This window comes from Paenibacillus sp. W4I10, from assembly GCF_030816325.1.
In the GTDB taxonomy this organism is placed as follows: Bacteria; Bacillota; Bacilli; order Paenibacillales; family Paenibacillaceae; genus Paenibacillus; species Paenibacillus amylolyticus_B.
Map to the genome: position 1 here is coordinate 2,950,475 of NZ_JAUSXX010000001.1, position 24,510 is coordinate 2,974,984.

Consider the following 24,510-nt stretch of genomic DNA (forward strand, 5'->3'; position numbering starts at 1 on the left):
TGATCTCTGTTAAACTAATGGTACTATACCGGGAAATGGATTTTTCGTCAAAATGAGAACATAAAAAAGGTAAAAGGCAGCTGCCTTTTACCCATCTATTCTGGCTTCATCAATAATCTGATTTCGATACAACATCGTCAGGTGCAGGGTATCAAACTCCATTTCCTTTTCCAACTCCTGCATCAACACTTCGACCAGACTCTTTCGCTGCATGCTGGTTCCAGGAACTTCGTAATCAATGTATCCCGTAAGATCCGAATGAGAAGTGTCTATTGTTGCTGTACCCACAGGCAATCCACCTCGTTCCTGAAGAAACAGCTCGTATACCCGGAACTCCCGATCCTTACGCTTCAACATGACATAACATGTTTCTTCAGCAGCTTCGAGCTCATCCAGATCCGATTCATCGGTATCCTCAAAATCCTCGGAGAAATCGCGATGTACCCACTCTAGCGTCTCAAGTTCGTTGCCCTGATGCCACATGCGGATCGTAATCGTATCGATGATATCTTCATCCAGCTCTCTGACCAACAACTCTGCCGCAGCTTCCAATTGATTCTCTTCCGGCTCGTCATACCAGTGTATTTCACCTTGTACATCAGCGCCATATTGTTTTAAGGAAGCTTCTGCAAGTTCCTGCCCTTCGACATCATTGAATATATACGTCGATATGCTGCGTCCCGCGCTTACCATTTCCATCTCCAGAACCTGATCCCGATCTTCATATGTAAACGATTCGGCTTGAGAAACAGGGATTACCTTACTGCCACTGCTGCTGTCTATATCGTCATAACTGCCTTCATCATGATTCATCTCTTCAGACGGCCACACTGTCTCTGACTCAGGCTTATGCAGAACCGAATGTAATGAGCCACAACTAACCAGCACTTCATAATATGCAGCTTCCAACGCATCTGCAAGAGATTGGACATAGGCATGTACTTTTTCCACGATACGTTCCTCTGTACCATCTGGCAGAGACTCCTGCTCGATCTGAAGACTACCTGATAAACGATCTCCTTCTCTGTACACAAGGAAAAGTGAGCCTGCATATTGACCATTGACCATCACGTCCTGTACTTCTCCACCTGATGTCCGCAGGTCTGCAACCAATTCCACATCATATTTCATCACGTGTCCTCCTCCATTCCTAAAGTTATTCTCTTAGGATGCCCCTAAAGACGGTAGATTATGAGGGAACCGTGGATATCAAATATAAGATGTAAGGTTAAACGGATAACACATATTTTTGGATCGCGTGTGCCACACCCTGCTCGTTATTGGAGAGTGTAACCTCGTCCGCAGCAGCTTTCACCTCGTCCGGTGAGTTATCCATGGCAATACCTTTGCCCGCAAAGGTCAGCATCGTAATATCATTAAAGTAGTTACCAATTGCCATGATCTCCGAAGGCATGATTCCCTTTGATTCGGCAAGCCTTTTAAGCGCAGCGCCTTTGGACGCTTCGGGATGCATCAGATCAATAAAAAAGTCACCACTCCGTGTCATATAATAAGGCAGATTCCAAGTAGACCATTCCTGAAGTACTGCATCCATCTGTTCAATCGGACCAAATGCAGTGAATTTCGCCAGCGGTTCTGTCATGTCAACCCACTTGGGTAACTTCAGTGGCTCTGCCATAAAGTTGTAATACATCTCACGCACCTGCAAACCCAAACCTTCTGGTTGATCCACATACAGACCAAATGCTGTATTGATATCAAAATGTACTCCATTGGTTCGACAGTAGGATATGATTGGCTCCAGTCCTTGTCCATCTAATGCAAAATGATGAACCACCTCACGGGTATCGACTTGCGCCGTTACGGCGCCATTATGCGTAATCACATATCCATCCAGTCCCATCTGCTCCATAAAAGGAATCGTGTTGGCAGGACCTCTACCTGAACACAGGACTATCTCTGCTCCCTGACGGGAAGCTTGGATCAAGGTCTCCTGAGTCCATTCGGTAAGTTCATGATGATCATTCAGCAGTGTTCCATCTACATCAAGTGCAATTAATTTATAAGTCATTCTGGCTTCATCCTCATCTGTTAGTTGTCGCACCCACCCAAACCCTCCCTTCCGAGGGAGGGCCCCAGAGGGCTCTGCCCTCTGGACTCCCGTCTTGCTCATCGGTGTTAGGTCGGGTCTTGCTATGTAACGGTTGTCGTAGGAACGCTTGTTGCCGGGCACACCGCTGGTCAGCGGCGGTCCCGCCCAAGCTTAACCGGGACCATTTCGGGCAGGGCTTCGCTTTCTGCCCGGCTCCCTGCTCCGCTTCGTGAAGAACGGGAGCTTTCCCGCCTTCGGCGTTGTATCGGGGCTTCGCTTCCCTCCACAACTCCCTGCTCCACTTCGTGAAGGACGGGAGCTTTTTCGCCTGCGGCGTTAGTATCGGGGCTTCGCTTCCTTCCACAACTCCCTGCTCCGCATCGCGAAGGACGGGAGCTTTCTCGCCATCGGCGTTAGTATCGGGGCTTCGCTTCCCTCCACAACTCCCTGCTCCGCTTCGCGAAGGACGGAGCTTTTACTTCCGCAGAAGGTTCAACTCATCTGCGGTTAGTTCACGATAGCTTCCGATAGCAAGATCGGAAGCTAATTCAAGCTCACCCATGGCGACGCGTTTCAGATAGATCACTCGCTTGCCTACCGCCTGAAACATACGTTTCACCTGGTGAAACTTCCCTTCGTGAATAATAAGCGAAATCGACGAGATCATGCCTTCTTCCGTCTCTTCCTGACCAAGTATAGTCAGTTCGGCCGGCAGCGTCTCGTATCCGTCATCCAATTGAATGCCCGCCTTGAAACGTTGCACATCCGCTTCATCCACGTTTCCCAGTACACGGGCTTCATAGGTTTTGGGCACATGCTTGCGTGGAGATAACAGATCATGGGCAAGTGGACCGTCATTCGTGAGAATGAGCAGTCCCTCCGTATCCTTATCCAGTCGTCCCACAGGAAAAGGATTGAAAACCCGATCCTCTTTGCGCAACAGATCCAGTACCGTCTTATCTCTGTTATCCTCGGTAGCAGACACGACACCAGGAGGCTTATGCAGCATCAGATAGATCATCTCCCGATACACAATTCGCTCCCCATCGGCTTCAATGACGTTAACCTCCGGATTCACCTGTACGCCGCTGTCTTTCACTGCTTTGCCATCTACATGGATTCTGCCCTGTTTCACCATCTTTTTGAGTTCACTCCGTGTTCCCACACCCATATGGCTTAATATTTTGTCCAGACGCAGCGTTTGTTTGCCTTTTCCACTCATACCGATGTCCACCTCCAACCTGCCGGATATTCATTCTTCAGTACACCATCCAGCCATTTCCCCCAGCCAGCGGCATAACCATCTACACATACAAGAACGTACCCTTTGGCAAACGTATCCGCCTTGAGCACCACTCGTTCTTCTTCAATATTTAACGTTTCACCCTTGAGGTATCTCACGGCTTCGCCATCAGCGGATGACAGATTTACGCTTCTCCGTGCTTCAGATGCATTCAGAGCACACGCAAGCGGGTGGGACGGAACAAATCGTCCATTCTTGATCGTGCCCATAAACCAGCCTGGACGAATGACTTTCAGTCCCTCCAACCGAGCTGCACCAACCGAGGATTGATACACGCGATCTCCATAACATACCGTTTCTCCAGTTAACTCCATCTCCAATTGTTCTTTCATAAAGGTATTATAGATCGCAACCGGATCAATACTTGCCGGATCAGCTCCGCGTCCCTGACCCCGTTCCGATTTACGTCCACCGTGATCTTTACCTTTTTTGCTCTGTCTACCCGAATTCTTGCCGCCACCAGCCTGTCTGTCATGGGACTCACGGGATTCGATTCGCAACAAACGTTCCTTTTTACGATCAGCCTTGGTCATAGCAATTGAAGAAGCAGCAATAGAGTGATCCTTGTTCCCCTCTACTTCAATCCTGGACACATCTTCGACCTGTCCATACTCCATTGCTCCTTCTTTAACTACTCCAGGTTGATCTGTTTCTAATCCTTGCCCTGCACGATGCTGCAACACAGCGACATAATGTCCCTCTCCTTCCAAAAGGTGAGGCCACAATCTTGCGGTACCACGCGTTTGATTCAGTACAGCTTCCGTCTCTTCTGCCTTCTCAGGCATCATCTGACGTACCCATTCCGGACGTCCTGGAGCAAACCCTGTCTCTTCAGGAATGTCCATAACTACGAAATCACGGTTTACATTCAGAAACTCCGCAATCATCGCTTCATTTTCCTCCGGCGCAAAGGTACATGTCGAATATACGATGGTTCCTCCCGGGGCTAGCAATCGTGCCGCAGTCTCCAAGATATCCCGCTGCATGAGCACACATTTTTCCACCGAATGATGTTCCCACGATTTCACCATGTCTTCATCCTTGCGGAACATGCCTTCACCTGAGCAAGGCGCATCAATTAATACTTTGTCAAAATAATGAGGAAATGCATTTGCGATCCGCTCTGGCGACTCATTCAAAACAACCGCGTTACGCACCCCATACAATTCCACGTTTTTGGCCAGCGCTTTGGTGCGTTCAGCATGGATATCGTTCGTGACAAGTACACCCTTGCCTTGCAGCTTTGCAGCAATCTGTGTCGTTTTTCCTCCCGGAGCAGCACATAGATCAAGCACGCGATCTCCAGGCTCCACCTGCAATAATTCAACTGGAGCCATTGCACTTGGTTCCTGTATATAATACAGACCTGCATGATAATAAGGGTGCAGCCCCGGTTTAACACCATGAGGTACATAGAATCCTGTCTCACACCACGGAATAGGTCTTAGGTCAAACGGAGCAATCTCATCGAATTGTTCCATCGATATTTTTAGCGTATTCACTCTCAGTCCCGCATGGGGAGACTGTTCATAAGATTTCATAAATTGTTCAAACTCATCCCCCAGCAAACTTTTCATTCGCTCAGCAAATATCAAAGGTAACTTTACACCCATATTCCCACTCATCCTGTCTTGGTAAGATTGCAATATCGTTTTATTTTATCATATCCAAGCTTTGCTTTCCTATCATATCGTATCTATTCCACTACAGCGTGTAATGTAGTATAATGGCAAGTAGATTGATTCCTGAGCAAAAATTCGGGTGTTTATGCATATTATCCCAACCTTTATTTTTGCCCAAACTATATTTCGATATGATCGATGGGGGATGTCCAATGAAATCCAAGAAGAAAAAGAAAAGTGCTGCGATCCTTATATTCCTGGGTATTTTAATCATTATGATTGCAGCACTGGTTGTCGTAGACCAGCAATCCAAGAAACAGATGGATTCAGTGGAAAATGCTTATGGCATCGCTGCTTCCAAACTTAATCCAGCTACACGGGAGCTACTGAGTGATCCCAACTATCAACAAATTATTGTACCCACTGATCTCAAAGCCAAAATCGATAACAAAGACAGCTTTTTTGTTTATTTCTTTGCTTCCGACTGCTCGCACTGCCGTGCCACAACACCTCAGTTGATGCCACTGGTTGACAGTGAAGGTATTGAGCTTCCACAGTTCAATCTGCGTGAATTCGAAGCAGGATGGACCGATTACAATATCGAGTTCACACCTACACTCGTCTATTATGAGGCTGGTGTCGAGAAAGACCGTATGGTGGGCGGACTGAAAGAGAATGGGAGTGACCAAGGCTACACACTGGATGATTACAAACAATTTTTCCAAAAATATAAAGGCAGTGCCGCTCCTTCGGCAAGCTAACTGCTAGATCCGTTTCCAGAAGTATCTACAATCAGGCACTTGTATCACCGACACTGTTCTGTTGAAGGACAGGCTATGCCACCTGCAATTATCTGAATATGACGCAACATTCAAAAACACCCCGATCTTTCCCTTTACAGGAATCGTCGGGGTGTTTCATATAAAAGGAACTTCATATCCATGGGATGCTCATTTGAATGCTAACGCTGATAACGGCTTAACTTTTACCCTGATCCATCGCCTTCATCTTCTCTTCGTATATTCGCCCTCTGGTAGGACTCCGGCGTTGCGGAATATTAGGTTTTAGCTCAAGCGATCTTCTAGATATCTCCTGTTCTAAGACCTCATCAACAATTCGTATGGACAAATCCCTGTAAGTCACAGACTGAATATCTGATTGGGACAGTTCCTTCACGATTTCCTGTACATCCCGTACCAAAGTCCCAAGGTCAATGCCCAGAATCGTAGCAGGATAAGATTCCAGAAGATCAAGTGAGCTCTGTAACATCATCGTTCCTCCGCGGAGATTGCCATTCCTGAAGTGGTATAATCCAACAGCAATCTGCAACAATCCTTTATAGAGAGAATCCCGGTCCCGCTCAAGCCACAATTCTTCCAGCACCTCATGGCACTCGAAATAATCCTGATCCCGATTGAAGTAGATTAAGTAGTCAATGTACAGTGGCTCATAGATGCTCATCCGGGTTTTCGCCCTTTCTGGCGTTGTTCAGAAGTTTCTTCACGTCATCCAGCAAGTCTTTGAGCCCTTCCATATCATGTCGTTCCCAGTAATCGTTAAATCGCTTCTGTGCTTCAATCGCTTCACTGACAAGGTGGTAGAAGTATAATTGATGAATGATATTCAATGTTCTTGACACGATATTGGAATCATCCTCAAAGGCCTTCTGCGCCTCCAAAATCTGTAGACGAATTGCAGACATCTCATTATCCAGTACAAAAGCGGCCTCAGCTGTTTTTTTCAACCTGGCTCGCATGTCATCCGGTAAGCTCTCCCGAAATTTGTAACTCAGAGAATGTTCAATGGTAGCCCAAAAATTCATGGCAAGTGTCCGGATCTGAATCTCGGCCAATACGATCTTTTGTCCCAGAGCCGTCTGAACGGGATACTCAATAATCATATGGAAGCTGCGATAGCCGCTCTCTTTGAAATTCGTAATATAATCTTTCTCAATGAGTACCGTGAGATCCTTGCGGCCTCGAATGTATTCGGCAACCCGACGGATATCATCTACGAATTGGCACATGATACGGATACCTGCAATATCCTCAATGCCTGTCTCCACGTCATCAAGCGACACATTCAGTCGTCTGGATTTCTCCAGAATACTGGATATTTTTTTGACACGACCGGTAACGAATTCAATCGGGGCATACTCTTCCCGTTTTTTCAGCTCCGCCCGCATTGTCTTAAACTTAACTTTTAATTCCTCTACCGCTTGTTCATAAGGAAGTAAAAATGTACCCCAGTCTCTACCGTCCATGCTTATGCCTCCTGTCTCTATAGCGTCCCCTGTTCTATTCCATTATACATGATGTTTGGTGGGGGGAAGAGTCCCGAACCATTTTACGCTCTTCCATGCTTCTATATTTTCAATCCGGGGATCCACCTTCCTTCTTAACGATGCTCCGCACCAACCGCTTCAGAGATATGACGATAACCGTCCTTGCGCAGTAACTCACGCAGTCCGGCATGAATACGCCGATTCACCTCAGGTCCTTCGTAGATTAATGCTGTATATATTTCGACCAGACTTGCTCCGGCTTTAATTTTCTCGTAAGCATCCTCACTTGTGAAAATACCACCTGAACCGATGATCGGAAGTTTGCCTTCGGTCTGACGATAGATCTGGCGAATAATCTCCGTAGAACGCTCACGCAGAGGTTTGCCGCTCAGACCGCCAGTTTCTTTCGCATGTTGGTGGGAAAGTCCTGTACGACTGATGGTTGTGTTCGTTGCAATAATGCCAGCAACACCGCTGTCTGCAATGGTGCGAACCATATATTCAAGTTCCTGATCATTCACATCCGGTGCGATCTTCACCAGAACGGATTTGGTCGCTCCGCCCGCTCGTGCATGCTGCACGTTCATCTCGTTCATAACCGCAGCGAGCAGTTCCTTCAATTCATTCCCATGTTGCAGATTACGCAAATCCGGTGTATTTGGTGAACTGATATTAACCACGAACAGATCAGCATAATCGTATAATGCCTGAATGCACTTCGAATAGTCCAAGTGAGCTTCCTCATTAGACGTTGCCTTATTTTTGCCGATGTTAACAGCCACTGGAATACGCCGATCCTGTAGACGTGCCAATTCACCTGCCATCGCTTCCGCACCAAGATTGTTGAAGCCCATCCGGTTCACCAAAGCCTCATCTGGAGGCAAACGGAACAGCCGTGGTTGATCGTTACCTGGTTGTGCAAGTGGTGTCACGGTTCCCACTTCCATGAATCCAAATCCGATGGAAGAAAAGCCCGTTACGGCCTGCCCGTTTTTGTCCAGACCCGCAGCCAGACCAACAGGTGTAGGGAAATGACACCCAAACATGTCAACAGCCAGATCAGACGTTTCACGAACGCCGTACATCACTCGCAGTCCGGAAGGAACCGGACGGATGCTACCCACGCCACTAAGGCCGCCAATAATCAGATGATGGGCCTGTTCAGGGTCCATTTTGAACAACAAAGGTTTAGCAAGACTTCTGTATAACAAATCACTCACTCCGTTCTGGTCCGGTACGCCAAAAAGCCGCTTTCCGTCTTTTCATATGTAAAAAAACACTCTACACACAAGTCTATCTGTTTCTTATTAAAAAGGAAAGTAGTTTGCGCATAGACAGCACAAATCGAATAATACAAAATGCTCACAAGAAATCCACCGCCCACTGGTAATGACGAGTTGAATTCTTTACAATGAGAGCATGGTTACTCTACACCAGTTCTATTCCAAATAAGGAGGAATAACTCATGGCTCCCAAACGTAAACCACCTGCATTACAGCAAAAGAAAGAAGAAGTGAATCGCAAAGCCATTGCATGGACTGCAGCGAGTGTAGGCGGCTTGATCATCATTATTGGTGCTCTTATCATTATTGCCAACATGTAGATGATTCAGGCTGAATCCATCTGATTCTACATATCAAACAAATCAATTCAGCCAGTGATACGTTTTGTTCGGATTATTCTGCTTTGGAACAAGTGTATGCTGATAACGCTGCTTTGCTTCTGGAACAAGCGTCAGATCTGGCAGTACATCTTCTCCAATGCGTACCGGAGTGCCTTGCGGAGCAAGAGCGAATAACTCTTCTACATCTCCCGTACGCATTCTCACACATCCAAGGGACTCATCCAGTCCGATACTGTCTGGCTCGTTGGTCCCATGGATGGCATAATTCGTATTCGAGAGCTGCATACCTCTGCTTCCGAACTCCCCGTTCGAGCGTCCATTCGGATTGACCACTTTATCTGTAATGACAAATGACCCCTCCGGTGTTCGATCACCGCCAAGTCCCACATCATACATACGAACAATGGTATCCCCACTGATTAATGCAAGTTTATGTTTATTCTTATCAATGACAATCTCCAGCGGTTCCTGCAAAAAAGGCTGACCTCCCAGCGTATCTGCAAAAGCGGCATTTTTGCCTTGAGACGAATTCGAAGTCGTTGAACCATTCTCTTTACCACTCGAATCGTTCTTCCCTTCCTGTGCCTTTCCTTGATGCAAAGCTAACAGCTTCGGAAACATCTCGGTCATACCTGGCGCAGTCTCTCCCAGAATATTGTTCGGAAATGGCTGGGCCAATTGCGTTACACTCTTTGGCCAAGCGTCATTTTTTTTGCGGTAGGCAACGATTGCACTTGATAATGATGCAGCTGCTTCCTGCTTGGCGGTCCATGCCAAGGCCATCTTTTTGATTTTCGGTGTAATTTCAGGAGGTTCACAGTTACATTGCTTGGCATCATAACTCTGTGCAGTCAATTTCCCGCTTGTATTGGTTTGTACTATGTATTTCACAGGCATATTTCGCTTCCATAAAGACCATTCATCCGAGGTTTGCATACCCAGTACAGCCGAAGTCTCTATTTTCGGGCCAGACCCGGACCAGGCAGCTGCGAGCGCAGCCTCCCCATGGTTGCCTCCACCAAATGCCGCAGCGGTGAACACATTACTTGGTGGAATGGATGCAGTCCCAACCTGTTTATCCGCTTCTACAGGCGCTGCGATATCCTCTGTGGATTCCAATGCTGCTGACAGTGCGTCGGCCGCTTCACGACTGAAACCCGGAGCGTCCGCAGGTGGCAGACCTGCCAGCACAAGCAGCATGAACAACGTAAGCCACATTTTGCGTCTACGTTGTTTTTTCTCTTTTTGCTCAGACATTTCCACCAGTTTGTCCTGATAGTCCACCCAGATGTCAGCAGGAGCTTTACTACGTTCAAATGCCTCGTAAACCTCGCCCGCTTGCTGAAAACAATAATTGGCTTTGGCCTCCTGTCCTTCGCCCAAGTACTCCTTTCCAAGCAAGTACCAGGCCATTTTATTGTCGGGATGTTTCTTGACATATGTTCTTAGATGAGTATTTTGCATCCGATCCTCCACTATTTCGCCTTTTTCCGTATATCATTATATATCGGCATAACCAAGCGTTGAATCCATAGGACTTGAGTACCCGGCGGAAAAAAGGGGGTTCGACAATGTTCGTCCTTGATCCATAGTCAGATAATCACAGTTAAATGAATGCAAAAAAAGCACCTTCCCTTGTCGTTAAGACAAAAGAAAGTGCTCTATGTTCATGTGAGAAATACTTAGCCTTCTTTATTGAAAGGCTCGTCCGCTACTTTGATTGAATCTGTAGGGCAGCCATCGCATGCATCCTGCATATCGTCAAACAAGTCGTCTGGAATAGCTTTGACACCATGGTTAGCATCGCCGTCAAAGATAACTTCAGCCAAACCTTCATCATCATAATCGTAGATGTCTGGAGCCGTTGCTCCACAAGCGCCACATGCGATGCATGTGTCTTTTTCAACCCAAGTATATTTACTCATTTACATTCTCTCCTCCTAAAATTCGAAACGTACAGTGTTTTTATCTAGAAACATATTAATACAAAGTAAGGATAATTACAAATCATTTTGCAACCACAAGTCTCTATTATCCCTTATTTAATCAAGACTTTGCAAGTTATCTTTTTGCAGGGAAGTACCGCGCACTTTATGATTCCGAAGCAGCACGGAAGGATCGTCCCCAAGCATGCCTGCGGTCACAACAGCATTCTCACCAAATTTATCACGTAACTGATCCATAATCCGAATCAGATTGTCCTTCTTGGGCTTCTGCTCATATTCAAACAAGTCCATCTGCACAGCGGATTCTTCTCTTGGAATCAGGTTCTGAAGTGTCACACCCAGCATGCGTACAGGCTTGCCACTACCCCAATGCTTCTCAAATAGTTTACAGGCCTCACGGTATATGACCGTTGCATCCTCCGTAGGAACTTCCATTAGACGTGATCGGGTGATTGTCTTCATATCCGGTGTGCGGATCGTAATCTGAATACCCTGGCTGAACATTTCGTGCTTGCGCAATCTTCTGGCTACCTGGTCACTTATATTGAGGAATACCCGATGAATCTCATTCATATCCGATACATCCGCCGGTAAAGTGGTTGTATGTCCAATGGATTTATTGGCTTCCCGTTCCGCGTGAACTGCAGAATGGTTAATGCCATTCGCAGAATTTTTGAGCCATGCTCCATTAACTCCGAATAGTTCGGTCAACATGTTCTCATCCGACTTGGCCAATTGACCAATCGTTTCAATGCCCAGTTTTTTCAGCTTTTCAGCCGTTTTTTTGCCAATGCCAAACATCTCGTTACATGGCCTGTGCCAAAGAATCCGGGGTACGTCCCTCATACGTAGAATGGAGATACCGTTCGGTTTTTTCAGATCCGAAGCCATTTTTGCCAATAATTTATTGGGTGCAATGCCAATGGAACATGGTAGCCCCAATTCATCCTTGATTCTACGCTGAATGCTCTCCGCAATCTCCATTGGATTCCCGAATTGCCTTGACCCTGTAATATCAAGATAACATTCATCAATGGACGTTGCCTCAAGTTGAGGGGTATAACTATACGCAATCTGCATGAAAGCTCTTGAATATTGACGATACAGATGAAAATCAGGACGAATCACAATGAGATCAGGGCACTTTTTCAAGGCTTGGTGGACAACCATACCTGTTGAGATGCCTCGATTACGAGCGGCATATGAGCAGGTTACAATTACACCCTTTCGCAGTTCACTGCTGCCTGCAACGGCCGTTGCTTTTCCTCTATATAAATCTGGTTCCTCGGCTTCATGTACAGAGCAGTAGAAAGCATTCATATCGACATGCAGAATCACCCGTCCGGCTGTAGGGTAGTATTGATCCACATTCGCTGGAGGATTGCCGTCTGAAGACATCATGAACCCCCGCCCTTTCTTGCACACTAATTAATGTAACGAATTTCTTTCTTCTATAGTATATCAAACCCGTTATGTTAATTCAGTCACGAACATTTATTTTCTGCGAGATCTGATCAGAGACCGAATAATCAACCAGCCTACACTCACAAAAAGTATCAAAGTGATCAGGGCAATAACTGTATTTTCCCATACAAAAGTCAAAAATTAACCCTCCTTTTCTTCCATATATTCCAATTAAAACTCAATAATAGATTATAACATACAGCCGGATTATGATTACCCTCCTTCTTTTTTCTCTAGAATCCGTTAATTGTTACATGAAACTGCGATTTCTATGTAGCATTTGGCTATAATGGTGCTATAATAATTAATTATACAAATTGACGACTTTAGGACAAATCAGCGCACCCAGTTTAACACAGTGTAGCGTTGCCGAATCGAAGGATTCGTCCACTAACGTACTTAACAGCTTTTCCCAACTTACAATCCAAACTTTTAAAAGAGCGCTTTATCTCAAAGGAGGATCTTCATGTCAAAGGCCATTTCCATCTTCGATACGACTTTACGTGACGGCACACAAGGGGAGGGTGTCAGCTTATCGGCAGACGACAAACTCAAAATTGCCAAGAAGCTTGATGACCTGGGTGTCCATTATATTGAAGGCGGAATTCCCGGCAGCAATACCAAGGACATTGAGTTTTTCAAAAGAGTCAAGGAATTAAACCTGAACGCAAAGGTTGTTGCTTTTGGCAGTACCCGCCGTAAAGGCAGCGTTGCTAGTGAAGACGCCAACCTGAAGCGCATGATCGAATCTGGTGCTCAGGCTGCAACTTTAGTCGGTAAATCATGGGACTTCCATGTGCATACCGCTTTGCAGACTACATTGGAAGAAAATTTGTCCATGATCTATGATTCCATCGCCTATCTGAAGCAGAATGGTATGGAAGTGATCTTTGATGCAGAACACTTCTTTGACGGATTCAAACATAACCCGGAGTATGCTCAAGCGGTCTTGACCAAGGCACACGAAGCTGGAGCGGACTGGCTCGTTATGTGTGATACCAACGGCGGGACGATGCCAAACGAGGTACACGAGATCGTATCCACACTTCATAGAAGCCTGCCTCACGCACATCTCGGCATCCATACACATAATGATTGTGAACTGGCTGTGGCCAACACACTCAGCGCTGTACAAGCCGGAGCCCGTCAGGTGCAAGGAACAATGAACGGTTATGGAGAGCGTTGTGGTAACGCCAATCTCGCATCCATTATCCCGAACCTGCAACTGAAACTTGGCTATGAATGTGTTACTGAGGATTCCATGAGACAACTTACAAACGTGGCTCGTTATGTTAGCGAGATTGCCAATGTGAATATGCCGATTAATCAGCCTTATGTCGGCAATGCTGCTTTTGCTCACAAAGGTGGGATTCACGTCTCTGCCATCCTGCGGGATTCACGTACCTATGAACATATCGTCCCTGAACTGGTCGGTAACAAACAACGTGTGCTGGTCTCGGAACTTGCCGGACAGAGTAATATTGTATCCAAAGCGCAGGAACTGGGGCTTGAGTTCGATCCAAGCAGTGCCAATTCACGTCAGATTATTGAGAAGATCAAAGACCTGGAGCATCAGGGTTATCAGTTCGAAGGTGCAGATGCTTCGCTTGAATTGTTAATTCGTGAAGCGAACGGTGACATGAAAGAATTGTTCACTTTTGAATCATTCAAAATGCTTGTGGAGAAAACGGCGGGGAAATCCGTTGTTTCTGAAGCTTTTGTCAAACTTAATGTAGCTGGAACAAGTGTTTATACCGCTGCTGAAGGTAACGGTCCGGTGAACGCACTCGATAATGCGCTTCGGAAAGCATTGGTACAATACTTCCCTTCACTTGCCAACATGCATCTGTCGGACTACAAAGTGCGTGTACTGGATGAGAAAGATGCCACCGCCGCTAAAGTTCGTGTATTGATCGAATCCAAAAATACGGAGAACACATGGAACACTGTTGGTGTATCCGAGAACGTAATTGAAGCAAGTTGGGAAGCGCTCGTTCACAGTTTCCGCTATGCATTGCTTCAAGAAAAATTGCAGGATGAGCCGGGCACACTCCCTATTCCTGCTCATGGGATAAGCAACCACTAATAACGCTTATTTCCCGGAAAATAAAAAGAAGCCTCTGTACCCATGATTCATGGATGCAAAGGCTTCTTTCTTTGCAGAAAATTAATTCGCAATTAACTTTTTAATCTTACGCTCCAACTCTTTCTCGGGCAATATGCCCAGAACAATCTCCTGTATAACTCCTCTGGAGTCAATCAGAACATTCGTTGGAAAAGCCACCCCATTGTATTGAGCATACACAGTCCCCTTCTCATCCAAGGGAATAGGGAAATTCAGTTGGTACTCATCCACAAAAGCTTTGGCATCTTTGAGTTTATCGTATGATGTTACATTAACCCCATACATGTCAAGCTTATACTTGTATTTCGCGGCCATTCTATTCAGCTCTGGAGCTTCCTGCTTACACGGCTCACACCAGGATGCCCAGAAACTGACGAACGTGGCCTTATCTTTGGCACCGCCCACACTGTACGTCTTCCCATCCATTGCTGTCAGAGAAAAAGCAGGTGCCAGAAGACCCGCACGTGGTCCCGTCTCTGTAGGCATGGGTTCTTCCTGCTTAAAGACGGCTGCAATGCCGTCACCCGCATTCTGGGCCAGTGCAATACCAACCAGCAAGACAACACCAAGGAGTATGTATATGTTTCGTTTCATAACCCGCCACCCTTTTATATAATTAGCCTGTTGAAACTAAAACCGTAATTTCTGCACATGCTAAGTGTTTATCACGCTCTAAGACAGTTCACCAGAACATGATTCCCAAATGTTCTCTTTATTATTGTACCCTTTTCCTTTAAAATTTTACAATCCGGATTACAGAAAATAAAATGAAAAAGGACTCCTGCCTAAGCAGGAGCCAAAGAGAGAGGGGTGAATACAAATGGCAGCACTTCACGGGCAGCAAAACGCCTTCTACATCCCTTCTTCCGTAGAACAAGAGATGTCAAAGCACATGTTCCTTTCGCTGCCGCAAGAAGCCTGCGGGGTTATGCTGGGTGAAACCGCAGCGGGCGGTATACGAATCAGTCGGTTTCAGCCCATTCGTAACGTAGCACCTGACCCGCTGCACCATTTTACTCTGGACGATGCCGAATGGATTCGGTGCGTATTTTCCGAACCTAAGCTCATTGGTATCTTCCATTCTCATCCGCAGACCAGGCCTGTTCCTTCCTTAGAGGACTTGCAAGCTCTTCCGGCCTTCGCCGGTTTGCTTCAGATGTACCTCATCGGCTCACCCGACCTAACAAGCGGGTTAAGATCTCATATGCATCTGAACGGTTATCTGATTGAATCCTCGAAGGAATCGCAGGATCCGACACACCGCGTTGTGCCTTCGTACAATCTGCTTCCCGTTCCGTTATGCGTGACTTAGCTGGGTATACAAATCACCCAAGGTCTCCACATTTTTACGCATCATGTCCTCCAAGTAACAAGACCATAACTGCGCAGTCATTTTTGAATCTTCCAGTGCATGGTGACGCCCATAGATCGGAATCCCTCTGGATTCCAGCAATTCATCCAGACCATACCCCGGCCTGCTTGGTTCAAGCCAGCGGGCCAACATCATCGTATCAATTAAACGATGTGTCAGCCTTACCTTTGAAGTCCGCCACAGAGCGGCATTCAGAAAAGCTCGGTCATGCGCACTTGCGTGTGCAATCAGAACATTTCCACCTACAAAAGACATGAAATCATGCAGCCCTTCCAGCAAAGTCGGTGCGTCCAGCGTCATCTCCTGTGTAATACCTGTAAGTTCAGTAATATGTTCCGGAACCGCAGTCTTGGACTGCACCACCGTATAGAACTGCTCTCCTTCCAGCACGACACCACCATGTATACGGACCGCACCAAATGAGATAATCTCATCCCCATGCTGGGGCGAAAAACCCGTCGTTTCCAGATCAAATACAACTGCGTCCAGCTCATTTAGAGGCGTATGCAGAACCTCAGGTCTGCGCTGTTCTCTCATCATAGAGCGGATAAACGCCATGTGTTGCGCCGTAGGGGCTCCCATAATGGAAGCGATGGCGGAAGGGACCCCTCCCTGACGCAGCGAATTCCAGAATCCTGTATTGCCCCTTGCCGGCTCTCTCATGGACGTCTCCTTTCCGCAAAACGCAACTGTCTTTGCAAAGCACGATGCACTCGTCGTACCAACCCGAGCGTATCCCTGAGCTCATAATGAATTTGCTTTTGTTTCATCTGTTTCTCATCCAGGAACCCACTGCTATGTTGCAAATCCCCTTGGATGACAACCGGTGTACTTCTACGAAACTTCAAAGCGGCTAAGAAGGCCCGCTGGCATGCATCCAGTAATGTAAACGGAACAGCTTCAAGTGAAGTCAGTCTCTCCATTCTTTTTAACGTAGATGACTCCTTGATCCCATGTTGCAAAGCCAAATAACGGGCACTGTTCACCAGTGGAATGTACAAACCATACTTAACATCAAATCCGCCTGCATGTTCACCAAATCGTTCTGTGACCACACGTCCAAGTACATTTAATGTAGCTTTATGTTTAACCGTATTGCGAAGAACTGCATCCGAAAGTTCAGGAACCAGTCTGAACTGTTCATAAAAACTCGTGATCCATTCCTCCGCCAGACTTTGCTCACCTGCAACAAAACGCATGTCTGAAGCAATAATCAGATTACGAACGGGCTCCCAATTCAGATCCGAGCTCCAATCTGCTAATTGATGCTTCCATGACGCCAGCGTTTTTCTCCAGAGTGGCTCAGAGCACATGACTTTGCCTTCGCATTTGGCGTAACCAAGCTCTTCCAACATATCCGTCATTCGCTGTCCGAGGTGAGCAAAATATTCCTCTTTACCTTCATGCGGAGTATCGCTAATGATCATGCCATTATCCTGATCACTCCATAACGTCGCTTCTTCCCTGCCGGAACTGCCAAATACGATAAAGGCATAGGGGACGGGAGGTTGGCCGAAGCCTTCCTCAACCATCCCCTGAATGCATAACTCTACTGCTTTCCGTGCGATCCGGTCATGCAGTTCATTTACCGTTTGGTACCACTCGATCGGCGACAAGGAAGCGGACAACAATTCCTGGAGCTCGTTCTGTAATATCACACGTGCCTGCCGCAGTTCTTGAGAAGACACCGCACCATCGATTCCCTGATAAGACCAGGAATAGTTTGTATACGAGATGGGTTCCATCATGTCCAGCCTCCTTGAAGCATGATTCAGCATCATTCACCTCAGGAGCTGAACGTACCACCATTGGATTTAGAATCTACATTTTTCATTTGTTCAGGGTATCCGTAAGTACCGTGCTCACTGATATCCAGACCCATTGTTTCTTCTTCTTCAGTAACACGGATGCCCATGATCGCTTTCATTCCGCCCAGAATAATGAAGGACATTACCAGTACGAAGGCAAAAGCACCTGCCAGACCGAGAAGCTGTACGCCCAATTGGTGGAATCCACCGCCATAGAACAGACCCGCTTGACCTACACCAGCATTCTCGGCAAGTTCAGGAGTAGCGAACAAGCCCGTGGAGATCGCACCCCACATACCAGCAATACCATGCACGGAGAAAGCGTAGATTGGATCGTCAATTCCTTTACGATCGAAGTACTGTGCTGTGAAGAATGTGATGATACCCGCCAGAGCACCGATAACCAGCGCTGCCCAAGGTTCAACGAATGCACATGCTCCTGTAATCGCAACGAGTGCCGCAAGCACACCGTTTAACATGCTAGGAATATCAGACTTACCAAGTACTGCCCATGAGATCAACAGCGCAGCAACACCACCAGCTGCAGCAGCTACGTTAGTAGTTAATGCAACATAACCGAAGAATCCATCCCCCATGGCAGATAATGTACTACCTGGGTTGAATCCGAACCAACCGATCCAGAGGATAATAACCCCGAGTACGGAATACACTTGGTTGTGACCTGGAATGATGTTAGGTTTGCCGTCTTTATTATATTTACCAATACGTGGTTTCAACAAGATGGTAGCTACCAATGCTGCAGTCGCACCAGTCAAGTGAACAACCGTCGATCCTGCAAAGTCTTGCATACCCAGCTCAGCCAACCAGCCGCCGCCCCATACCCAGTGAGCAACAACCGGATACATGATAATGGTATAAAGAGTACCGAAAACAATATATACGCTCATCTTTGCACGTTCAGCCATACCACCGCAGGCAATGGCCAGAGATACCGCCGCAAAGGCGAGGTGGAATACGAATTTAATAGTCAGTGGAACATCGGAGAAAGCCAGTGATTCGAAGGAAGCAGCCATCTTGTCACCACTCAGGAAGAATCCTGTTGTTCCAAAGAAGCTGTTACCATTACCGAAACCAAGACCGAAACCCAAAGCCCAGAAGGCAATAACTGAAATTCCCAATGTCAGGATGGTCTTACCCGCAATGTGTCCTGCATTCTTCATTCGTGTTGAACCCGCTTCGAGTAAAGCAAATCCCCCTTGCATCAAGAACACGAGTACAACAGCCAAAAACGTAAAGGCTGAGTTCAAACCACTTTGAAGTTCAATGTTAGTCGGACCCTCCGCAGCCGCAAATGCGCTGACCGGAAAAGCGAACAAAGTAAGCATTACTAACACGGAAACCAACCATTTCTTTCTCATATACCCCACTCCCTCTTATGTTAAGTTTCTTCACATAACGTGAAACTCTTAATGTCATTATAAGCAGAAGAGAGGAAAGTTGACAAGAGTATTTTCATCAAAACTGAAAATTATTTCTGGGAATAAAGTCATACGTCTTTTTCTTGCACTTAAGTACATAATCACATTCTATGAGTACATAGATATAGAAATGCAGTATGCTGATTGCCAAAGCATAACGTTTGACTGTACGGTTAAAGATCATGTATCATACTTATTAGTAAGAAAAATTGGGCGTAGTCTAGAAATTCACAAGTGGAAACTACAATTCCCTACATTTGAACTTGCAAGCGAGGTGAATATCATTGGGGATATGAAACTTTTTCGGATTGGCGAACTTGCCAAGACCGCTGGTGTTAGTGAACGGACGATTGATTATTACACGAAGCTTGGACTAATCGCTCCCGAAGAACGTACACAAAAAAATTATCGTCTCTATAGTAATGAAACTTTAACGAGGCTTGAACGTATTGTACAGATGAAACAAGAGAAGTATAGTCTCGACGAGATTAAGCAATCTCTTGAAAAGTGGCGTCTGGTTAGTACAGAAGAACAAGTTGCCAGCAAATTGACAACATTGGAGCTTCATGTACAACAACTTGAGCGAGAGGTTAACGAACTCAAACCGCTACTTGGAGAGATGAAACCTGTACAAGCACGTAAAATGATGGCAGGACTCCTCACCAAAAGTGCCGGTACAATGGAGGCACTAAAAATCTTGCTTGAGAACACCATGATGTAGCTTATTCTTAGAAAGCGGAGGAATGAATATGAGTTTTAATAACGGTATGTTCGTATTGATCATTATCGCCTTTTTGCTCTCTTTATGGGCGCAATTTCGCGTTAAAGGTACATTTAGACGTTGGTCGGAGGTACCGAACCAGAACGGAATGACTGGTTACGATGCCGCTCGCCAGATGCTTGATGCTAACGGCCTGCATGATGTTCCAATTGAACCTGTACGCGGCACGCTCTCTGATCACTATGATCCGATCAATCGGGTTGTACGTTTATCAGAACCAGTATATTATGAAAACTCAATCTCAGCTGTTTCGGTAGCGTGTCATGAAGTTGGCCACGCCATTCAGCATAAAGAAAGTTATCCGATGCTGGCACTGCGTCACCGGATCTTCCCAATTGTGAACTTTGCATCCGGATTAGCTCCATTCCTGTTGATTGCAGGATTCATCTTCAATGCCATGAACCTTGTAGGTATCGGTATCATCTTCTTCTCCGTAACTGTAGCATTCCAACTCATCACTTTACCGGTTGAGTTCAATGCAAGTAATCGCGCTAGAGAGATTATGGTATCCGAAGGGTACATTCGTAATGAAGAAGAAAAAGGTGTTGCAAAGGTTCTGAATGCCGCAGCCTTGACTTACGTTGCTGCAGCGTTGATCTCACTGCTTGAGTTGATTCGTTATATCGGAATCTTCAACAGCCGCGATTAATTGGATACCTAATACAAGAAAAACAAAAAACAATACCCCACCGTTAATCGGATGGGGTATTGTTTTGTTGTAAACCGAAATAATGAAGCAAAAATGAACGAAAAGACTGGGCAACCAGCGGCAGTTTGTCATCCGCACGGTGAATTAACCCGATGGTCCGTGTTACTTTGGGATGAGAGATGGCCACATGTGCCGGTTGCAAAGGATTCGTCTGGAATAACGCCATCTCAGGCAGCAGACTGACCCCCATGCCCGCAGCAACCAATCCGCGGATGGTGTCGGTCTCTTCCCCTTCAAAAGCGATCTTGGGTGTAAAACCAGCTTCCAGACAGGCATGCCACACAATAGGACGAAGAGAATAACCTTTGCTAAACAATACAAATTTATCATCCTTGAGTTGTTCAAGCGCAATGGTCTCTTCACCAGCTAACGGGTGATTGGGAGGAAGGATCGCATGCAATTCTTCTGTGAGTACAATATCACCATCTACTTGATCATGCTTCTCTGGAAAAGGAGAAATGAATGCCAAGTCTACCTCTCCAGATAACACATCACGAATCAGTGTAGGGAACATCCCCTGCTTGAATCTGAATTTCACGTTAGGGTAACGCTGACGGAAAGCAGCCACCACGGAAGGAATGAGATGAATCCCCAGGCTATGCGGAAATCCAATTCGAATCTCCCCATGCTCCGGATCAAGAAACTCATGAACTTCCCCGACTGCCTTGTCCAAATCTTTTAATATACCTTCAATTCGTTTGCAAAAAAGCTGCCCTACTGCAGTCAGCTGCAGATTTCGCCCCTTTTGCATAAAAAGATCCACGCCCAGCTCTTCTTCCAGCTGATGAATCTGACGACTCACCGCCGACTGTGCCACATGCAACTCTTCAGCAGCCTGTGTTACATGTTCCTTCTGTGCCACTTTCAAAAAGTAATGCAACTGTCTTAATTCCACTCGCCTGATCGCTCCAATCTGTTATACCCTGCTTATCCTTGATTGCATTCCATCTTGAGAACGTTCTGACTACCTCTTTAAGCTGCGGGGTTTCCACAATCTGATCAACAGTCCGTAAATAAAGAATCCACCCAACAATCCGCCAAGGTGAGCCATCCAGTTGATGCCTGACATGGCGAAAGAGAATATGATCCCGAACAAAAGCAACGTGTACATCGTTTTGCGCGAAGCCTCGTCCATCATCGTTCGCTGGAACAGCGCTACATACAGGAATGCACCATAGACGGCATAGATCGCTCCTGAAGCCCCTACCGAGATGGTAATACTCCCAACCGAGTTGTACCACGCAACAGCAAGAATATTACCCAATACACCGCCACCCAGGTACAATACACCATACCTTACCGACCCGAGCAACCGCTCCATCGGTGGTGCAAATACGATTAACGCAAAGCTGTTAAACAATAAATGACTGAAGCCCGCATGCAGGAACATGGATGTAATGTAACGCCACCATTCATGCGCGAACAGTTCATGATTCGTAAGTGCCCCGAATTTCAGCAACACCATATTGTTCGTTGATCCACCGTTCACCGTTAACACAATAAACATGACTACATTGGCAATTAAAAAAAGCGACGTCAAAGGGAAATACTTCAAATAACCTTTCCAGTTCTCATAGCGAATAAATATCATAAATTTCTTCTTTCACTCCACCCTGTTCAGATCGGACTTACATCTCTGATCCATCGTAATGGTACATGTCCGAATTGGACAATGCCTTTCATAAAAGATTATAATGGATTTTGGCACGGATCACCAATTTATAAGGAGGAACATTATTATGACACAAGAACGTACAGGCGCAGCCACATTTAAAGGCAACCCTATTACATTGATCGGACCCGAACTGAAAGTGGGCGATCAAGCACCTGATTTTACACTGAGCAAGAACCTGGTTGAGGATGCTTCCCTGAAAGACTTCGCAGGCAAAATCAAATTAATCAGCGTTGTTCCTTCCCTGGATACTGGCGTATGCGATGCGCAAACTCGTCGTTTCAACGTGGAAGCCGGAGAACTCGGAGACAATGTTGTTGTCTTGACAGTAAGTGTTGACCTTCCGTTCGCTCAGGCCCGTTGGTGTGGAGCGGCTGGTGTTGACCGCGTAGTTACATTGTCAGACTACAAAACACGTTCTTTCGGTGAAGACTACGGCGTCCTGATCAAAGAATTCCAACTCGACATGCGCTCCATTTTTGTTTTGGATGTCGAAGACCGGATTACATATGTGGAGTATTTGCCTGAAATGACAGACTCCCCTAACTTCGAACAAGCGATTGCTGCTGTAAAAGCTTTGCTGTAGAAGTTATCATACGTTCAGAACAAAAGCGAGGAAGGTTAACCTTCACTCGCTTTTTGTTATTTATCATCTATTTCAATCATTTGCTTTATACTTGCTTAGCTTTTTATCCAGTACAGAGAATAAGTTCATAATCGTGCGATAATTGGAACCCAAGTCTCCAAGTGAACCACGAGAAGCTGAATACATATCCACCGCACTGCGAACAGGACTTACCGAGATAATGGAAACTGTAATATCCATCGTCCGTCCAAAGGTAGTCCGCTTCTCCAGAATAACTTCTCCAACAGAAGGCACTTCATGCAGCACTTTATAACCCGGAATCTTTTTGAGTGTAGAAGAGACCTCTTCCCAGGCTCTGTCTTTGGATAAGTTATAATACCGTGTTTTTAATTTGGGATCCTTGGCTCGATCGCTGGTCCCCTCCATGCTGCGGATGATACCGACGAGCGTTCTCTTTAAGGTCAAGACCCTTCCTCCTTTGAATGTAACCGTTCCATTTATGTATCTTAGTGTAACATTGTTCAAGTAGTAACAAAAGGGCAAGCATCATATTTATCGTAAAACCAATCAAAAACATTCATCACAACTTAAAAACACCCTGAAATTCCTTCTGAAGAGGAAAAGTCAGGGTGCTGTACATAAGATTTAGGAACCCGCCTATGCCGTCCGGCTACATTGTCTTATGAACCTGCTTGGCAGGTGGGTGACCGCAAAAATGCTTTTTGAAGTCCCCATGTCGTATAGACAGGGCTTTTCAGCAACATTCTGTGTTGATCTCCCGAAGACATCATCATTGGTTCAAAACAACGAATAACCGAAACGTACATCGCAGGATGTACAATTATTATATCCCTAACTGTGTAAAAAGTAAATGGCGATCCATCATGTTTTATTTTTGCAATGTAATGTTTTTGTCGTCTGATGGCTCAGATGTTTCACCATTCTCTGCTGATTGTTCAGCCAGCGCAGCAGCTTCCTCTTCTTCCTTCTTGAGTTGCATCTTCTCCATCTGCTCCTGCATCTTGTTGAAGGTTGCGTAGAAGTTAAAGAAAGCGAACCAAGCAATGATGCTGATAATGAAGAAAACGAACAAGACCGGATAACGGAAACCGATGTAGAACAGCAACCCACTTCCCAGCAATGTGGAAAATACACGGAATGGTCTGATCAGCGTAAGTAATACCGCGTTTTTGATAATGAGTCCGATGGACATATGATAGTGTACAACCATCGAGAAAAAGTTAAAGAGTGATACAAATAACAAGAGAAGCAGTACTAGCATGATGATTCCTACGAGCTGCATATTGCGGAACTGCGTCATGTACACTGTATAATCCAGATACATAATCGCGAACAGCAGTGTGTAAAAAATACCCCCAATTAAACTTTGCTTGTAGTTTTCCTTGTAACCTACAAAGAAAGTACGGAAGATCGGTACATCCGTATCGCCCATATTCCATTTACGAACAACCGTAAACAGCGCCGAAGTCGCCGGAAACAGTGTAAGCGGTGCCACAATAGCTATAGCCCAGTTCATTTGCAATGATTCGTTTGCGAGGTTCTGCTGCATCACGAGCAGTTTCATAATCAAGAAAAACAAGAACGGAGACGAACAAATAGCCCACAACAGATTGGTTGCGGCCAGTCTCGTAATCCACTCTGTAAGCCGGTAGATCCCACCCATAGCTCCTTTAAATTCCAAACATTTCTCCTCCTCTGCAG

General features: G+C 46.0%; 25 protein-coding genes and 1 other RNA gene. 7 read left to right on the plus strand and 19 right to left on the minus strand.

What is annotated here, in order from left to right:
* Positions 1-87 precede the first annotated feature (87 nt).
* The 4 genes from QF049_RS13040 to QF049_RS13055 all read right to left on the minus strand — a co-directional run bounded on the left by QF049_RS13040 (position 88) and on the right by QF049_RS13055 (position 4,969).
* Positions 88-1,131, minus strand: a complete 1,044-nt coding sequence (locus QF049_RS13040; protein WP_307537919.1) for a hypothetical protein — start codon at positions 1,129-1,131, stop codon at positions 88-90.
* A gap of 97 nt (positions 1,132-1,228) precedes the next feature.
* The gene (locus QF049_RS13045) at positions 1,229-2,032 is read right to left on the minus strand and encodes a Cof-type HAD-IIB family hydrolase (RefSeq protein ID WP_036670159.1); all 804 of its coding nucleotides are present in this window, start codon (positions 2,030-2,032) and stop codon (positions 1,229-1,231) included.
* A 496-nt stretch (positions 2,033-2,528) separates the two neighbouring features.
* Complete coding sequence (locus QF049_RS13050; RefSeq protein ID WP_307537921.1) at positions 2,529-3,275, minus strand: pseudouridine synthase; 747 nt, start codon at positions 3,273-3,275, stop codon at positions 2,529-2,531.
* Positions 3,272-4,969 (minus strand): RsmB/NOP family class I SAM-dependent RNA methyltransferase, encoded by a 1,698-nt coding sequence (locus tag QF049_RS13055; protein ID WP_307537923.1) that lies wholly within the window; start codon positions 4,967-4,969, stop codon positions 3,272-3,274. Before QF049_RS13055 ends, QF049_RS13050 begins: the two co-directional genes overlap by 4 nt.
* Positions 4,970-5,190: 221 nt before the next feature.
* On the opposite strand from QF049_RS13055, the gene QF049_RS13060 reads away from it, so the two are divergent.
* Entirely contained in the window at positions 5,191-5,739 is a 549-nt protein-coding gene (locus tag QF049_RS13060; RefSeq protein WP_036609632.1) for a thioredoxin family protein, read from the plus strand.
* Between the two features lie 217 nt (positions 5,740-5,956).
* On the opposite strand, the gene QF049_RS13065 is transcribed toward QF049_RS13060, so the two are convergent.
* From QF049_RS13065 to QF049_RS13075, 3 genes are all read right to left on the minus strand, one after another.
* Positions 5,957-6,439, minus strand: a complete 483-nt coding sequence (locus QF049_RS13065) for a DUF309 domain-containing protein (RefSeq protein WP_307537925.1) — start codon at positions 6,437-6,439, stop codon at positions 5,957-5,959.
* A complete protein-coding gene (yjbM, locus tag QF049_RS13070) occupies positions 6,426-7,241 on the minus strand; it encodes a GTP diphosphokinase (RefSeq protein ID WP_091032183.1) in 816 nt (271 codons plus the stop codon). Before yjbM ends, QF049_RS13065 begins: the two co-directional genes overlap by 14 nt.
* A 134-nt stretch (positions 7,242-7,375) precedes the next feature.
* Positions 7,376-8,473, minus strand: a complete 1,098-nt coding sequence (locus tag QF049_RS13075; protein WP_076209015.1) for a quinone-dependent dihydroorotate dehydrogenase — start codon at positions 8,471-8,473, stop codon at positions 7,376-7,378.
* Positions 8,474-8,727: 254 nt separating this feature from the next.
* Here QF049_RS13075 and QF049_RS13080 point away from each other — a divergent pair, with 254 nt between their 5' ends.
* On the plus strand, positions 8,728-8,865 hold the full coding sequence (locus tag QF049_RS13080) for a hypothetical protein (protein WP_017689367.1): 138 nt from the start codon (positions 8,728-8,730) through the stop codon (positions 8,863-8,865).
* 42 nt (positions 8,866-8,907) lie between these two features.
* Here QF049_RS13080 and QF049_RS13085 read toward each other — a convergent pair whose 3' ends face one another.
* From QF049_RS13085 to QF049_RS13095, 3 genes are all read right to left on the minus strand, one after another.
* Positions 8,908-10,350 carry a L,D-transpeptidase family protein gene (locus tag QF049_RS13085; RefSeq protein ID WP_307537927.1) on the minus strand — a complete coding sequence of 481 codons (1,443 nt, stop codon included), beginning with the start codon at positions 10,348-10,350 and terminating at the stop codon, positions 8,908-8,910.
* Positions 10,351-10,568: 218 nt separating this feature from the next.
* Positions 10,569-10,811, minus strand: coding sequence for a ferredoxin (locus QF049_RS13090; RefSeq protein ID WP_017689369.1), 243 nt, complete (start codon positions 10,809-10,811; stop codon positions 10,569-10,571).
* Between the two features lie 117 nt (positions 10,812-10,928).
* On the minus strand, positions 10,929-12,230 hold the full coding sequence (locus tag QF049_RS13095; protein WP_091017506.1) for a DNA polymerase IV: 1,302 nt from the start codon (positions 12,228-12,230) through the stop codon (positions 10,929-10,931).
* Positions 12,231-12,762: 532 nt separating this feature from the next.
* Here QF049_RS13095 and cimA point away from each other — a divergent pair.
* A complete protein-coding gene (gene cimA, locus QF049_RS13100; RefSeq protein ID WP_091017507.1) occupies positions 12,763-14,382 on the plus strand; it encodes a citramalate synthase in 1,620 nt (539 codons plus the stop codon).
* A gap of 81 nt (positions 14,383-14,463) precedes the next feature.
* Here the strand turns inward: cimA and QF049_RS13105 are convergent, their stop codons facing one another.
* Complete coding sequence (locus tag QF049_RS13105; RefSeq protein ID WP_307537930.1) at positions 14,464-15,015, minus strand: TlpA family protein disulfide reductase; 552 nt, start codon at positions 15,013-15,015, stop codon at positions 14,464-14,466.
* Positions 15,016-15,241: 226 nt separating this feature from the next.
* Between QF049_RS13105 and QF049_RS13110 the strand changes: the two genes are divergently transcribed.
* Entirely contained in the window at positions 15,242-15,733 is a 492-nt protein-coding gene (locus QF049_RS13110; protein ID WP_307537932.1) for a M67 family metallopeptidase, read from the plus strand.
* Here QF049_RS13110 and QF049_RS13115 read toward each other — a convergent pair.
* From QF049_RS13115 to QF049_RS13125, 3 genes are read right to left on the minus strand one after another with little or no spacing between them, the layout of a single operon-like run.
* Positions 15,719-16,456, minus strand: coding sequence for an exonuclease domain-containing protein (locus tag QF049_RS13115; RefSeq protein WP_091032202.1), 738 nt, complete (start codon positions 16,454-16,456; stop codon positions 15,719-15,721). The genes QF049_RS13110 and QF049_RS13115 overlap by 15 nt on opposite strands.
* Entirely contained in the window at positions 16,453-17,538 is a 1,086-nt protein-coding gene (locus QF049_RS13120; RefSeq protein ID WP_373428346.1) for a DUF294 nucleotidyltransferase-like domain-containing protein, read from the minus strand. Before QF049_RS13120 ends, QF049_RS13115 begins: the two co-directional genes overlap by 4 nt.
* Positions 17,539-17,579: 41 nt before the next feature.
* A complete protein-coding gene (locus tag QF049_RS13125; protein WP_074094452.1) occupies positions 17,580-18,980 on the minus strand; it encodes an ammonium transporter in 1,401 nt (466 codons plus the stop codon).
* A gap of 352 nt (positions 18,981-19,332) precedes the next feature.
* On the opposite strand from QF049_RS13125, the gene QF049_RS13130 reads away from it, so the two are divergent.
* Positions 19,333-19,761 carry a MerR family transcriptional regulator gene (locus QF049_RS13130; RefSeq protein WP_017689377.1) on the plus strand — a complete coding sequence of 143 codons (429 nt, stop codon included), beginning with the start codon at positions 19,333-19,335 and terminating at the stop codon, positions 19,759-19,761.
* A gap of 28 nt (positions 19,762-19,789) precedes the next feature.
* Positions 19,790-20,470, plus strand: coding sequence for a zinc metallopeptidase (locus tag QF049_RS13135; RefSeq protein WP_036609646.1), 681 nt, complete (start codon positions 19,790-19,792; stop codon positions 20,468-20,470).
* Positions 20,471-20,513: 43 nt separating this feature from the next.
* Here the strand turns inward: QF049_RS13135 and gltC are convergent, their stop codons facing one another.
* Both gltC and QF049_RS13145 read right to left on the minus strand, forming a co-directional pair.
* Positions 20,514-21,425, minus strand: coding sequence for a glutamate biosynthesis transcriptional regulator GltC (gene gltC, locus QF049_RS13140; RefSeq protein ID WP_062833647.1), 912 nt, complete (start codon positions 21,423-21,425; stop codon positions 20,514-20,516).
* Between the two features lie 69 nt (positions 21,426-21,494).
* Complete coding sequence (locus tag QF049_RS13145) at positions 21,495-22,121, minus strand: rhomboid family intramembrane serine protease (RefSeq protein ID WP_036609651.1); 627 nt, start codon at positions 22,119-22,121, stop codon at positions 21,495-21,497.
* A 148-nt stretch (positions 22,122-22,269) separates the two neighbouring features.
* Between QF049_RS13145 and tpx the strand changes: the two genes are divergently transcribed.
* Complete coding sequence (gene tpx, locus QF049_RS13150; RefSeq protein WP_307537936.1) at positions 22,270-22,788, plus strand: thiol peroxidase; 519 nt, start codon at positions 22,270-22,272, stop codon at positions 22,786-22,788.
* Positions 22,789-22,860: 72 nt separating this feature from the next.
* On the opposite strand, the gene QF049_RS13155 is transcribed toward tpx, so the two are convergent.
* From QF049_RS13155 to QF049_RS13165, 3 genes are all read right to left on the minus strand, one after another.
* Entirely contained in the window at positions 22,861-23,253 is a 393-nt protein-coding gene (locus tag QF049_RS13155; RefSeq protein WP_017689382.1) for a DUF1499 domain-containing protein, read from the minus strand.
* Between the two features lie 181 nt (positions 23,254-23,434).
* A non-coding RNA gene (gene ssrS, locus QF049_RS13160) (6S RNA) lies at positions 23,435-23,626 on the minus strand.
* A 51-nt stretch (positions 23,627-23,677) separates the two neighbouring features.
* A complete protein-coding gene (locus QF049_RS13165; RefSeq protein ID WP_017689383.1) occupies positions 23,678-24,490 on the minus strand; it encodes a YesL family protein in 813 nt (270 codons plus the stop codon).
* Positions 24,491-24,510: the final 20 nt, after the last annotated feature.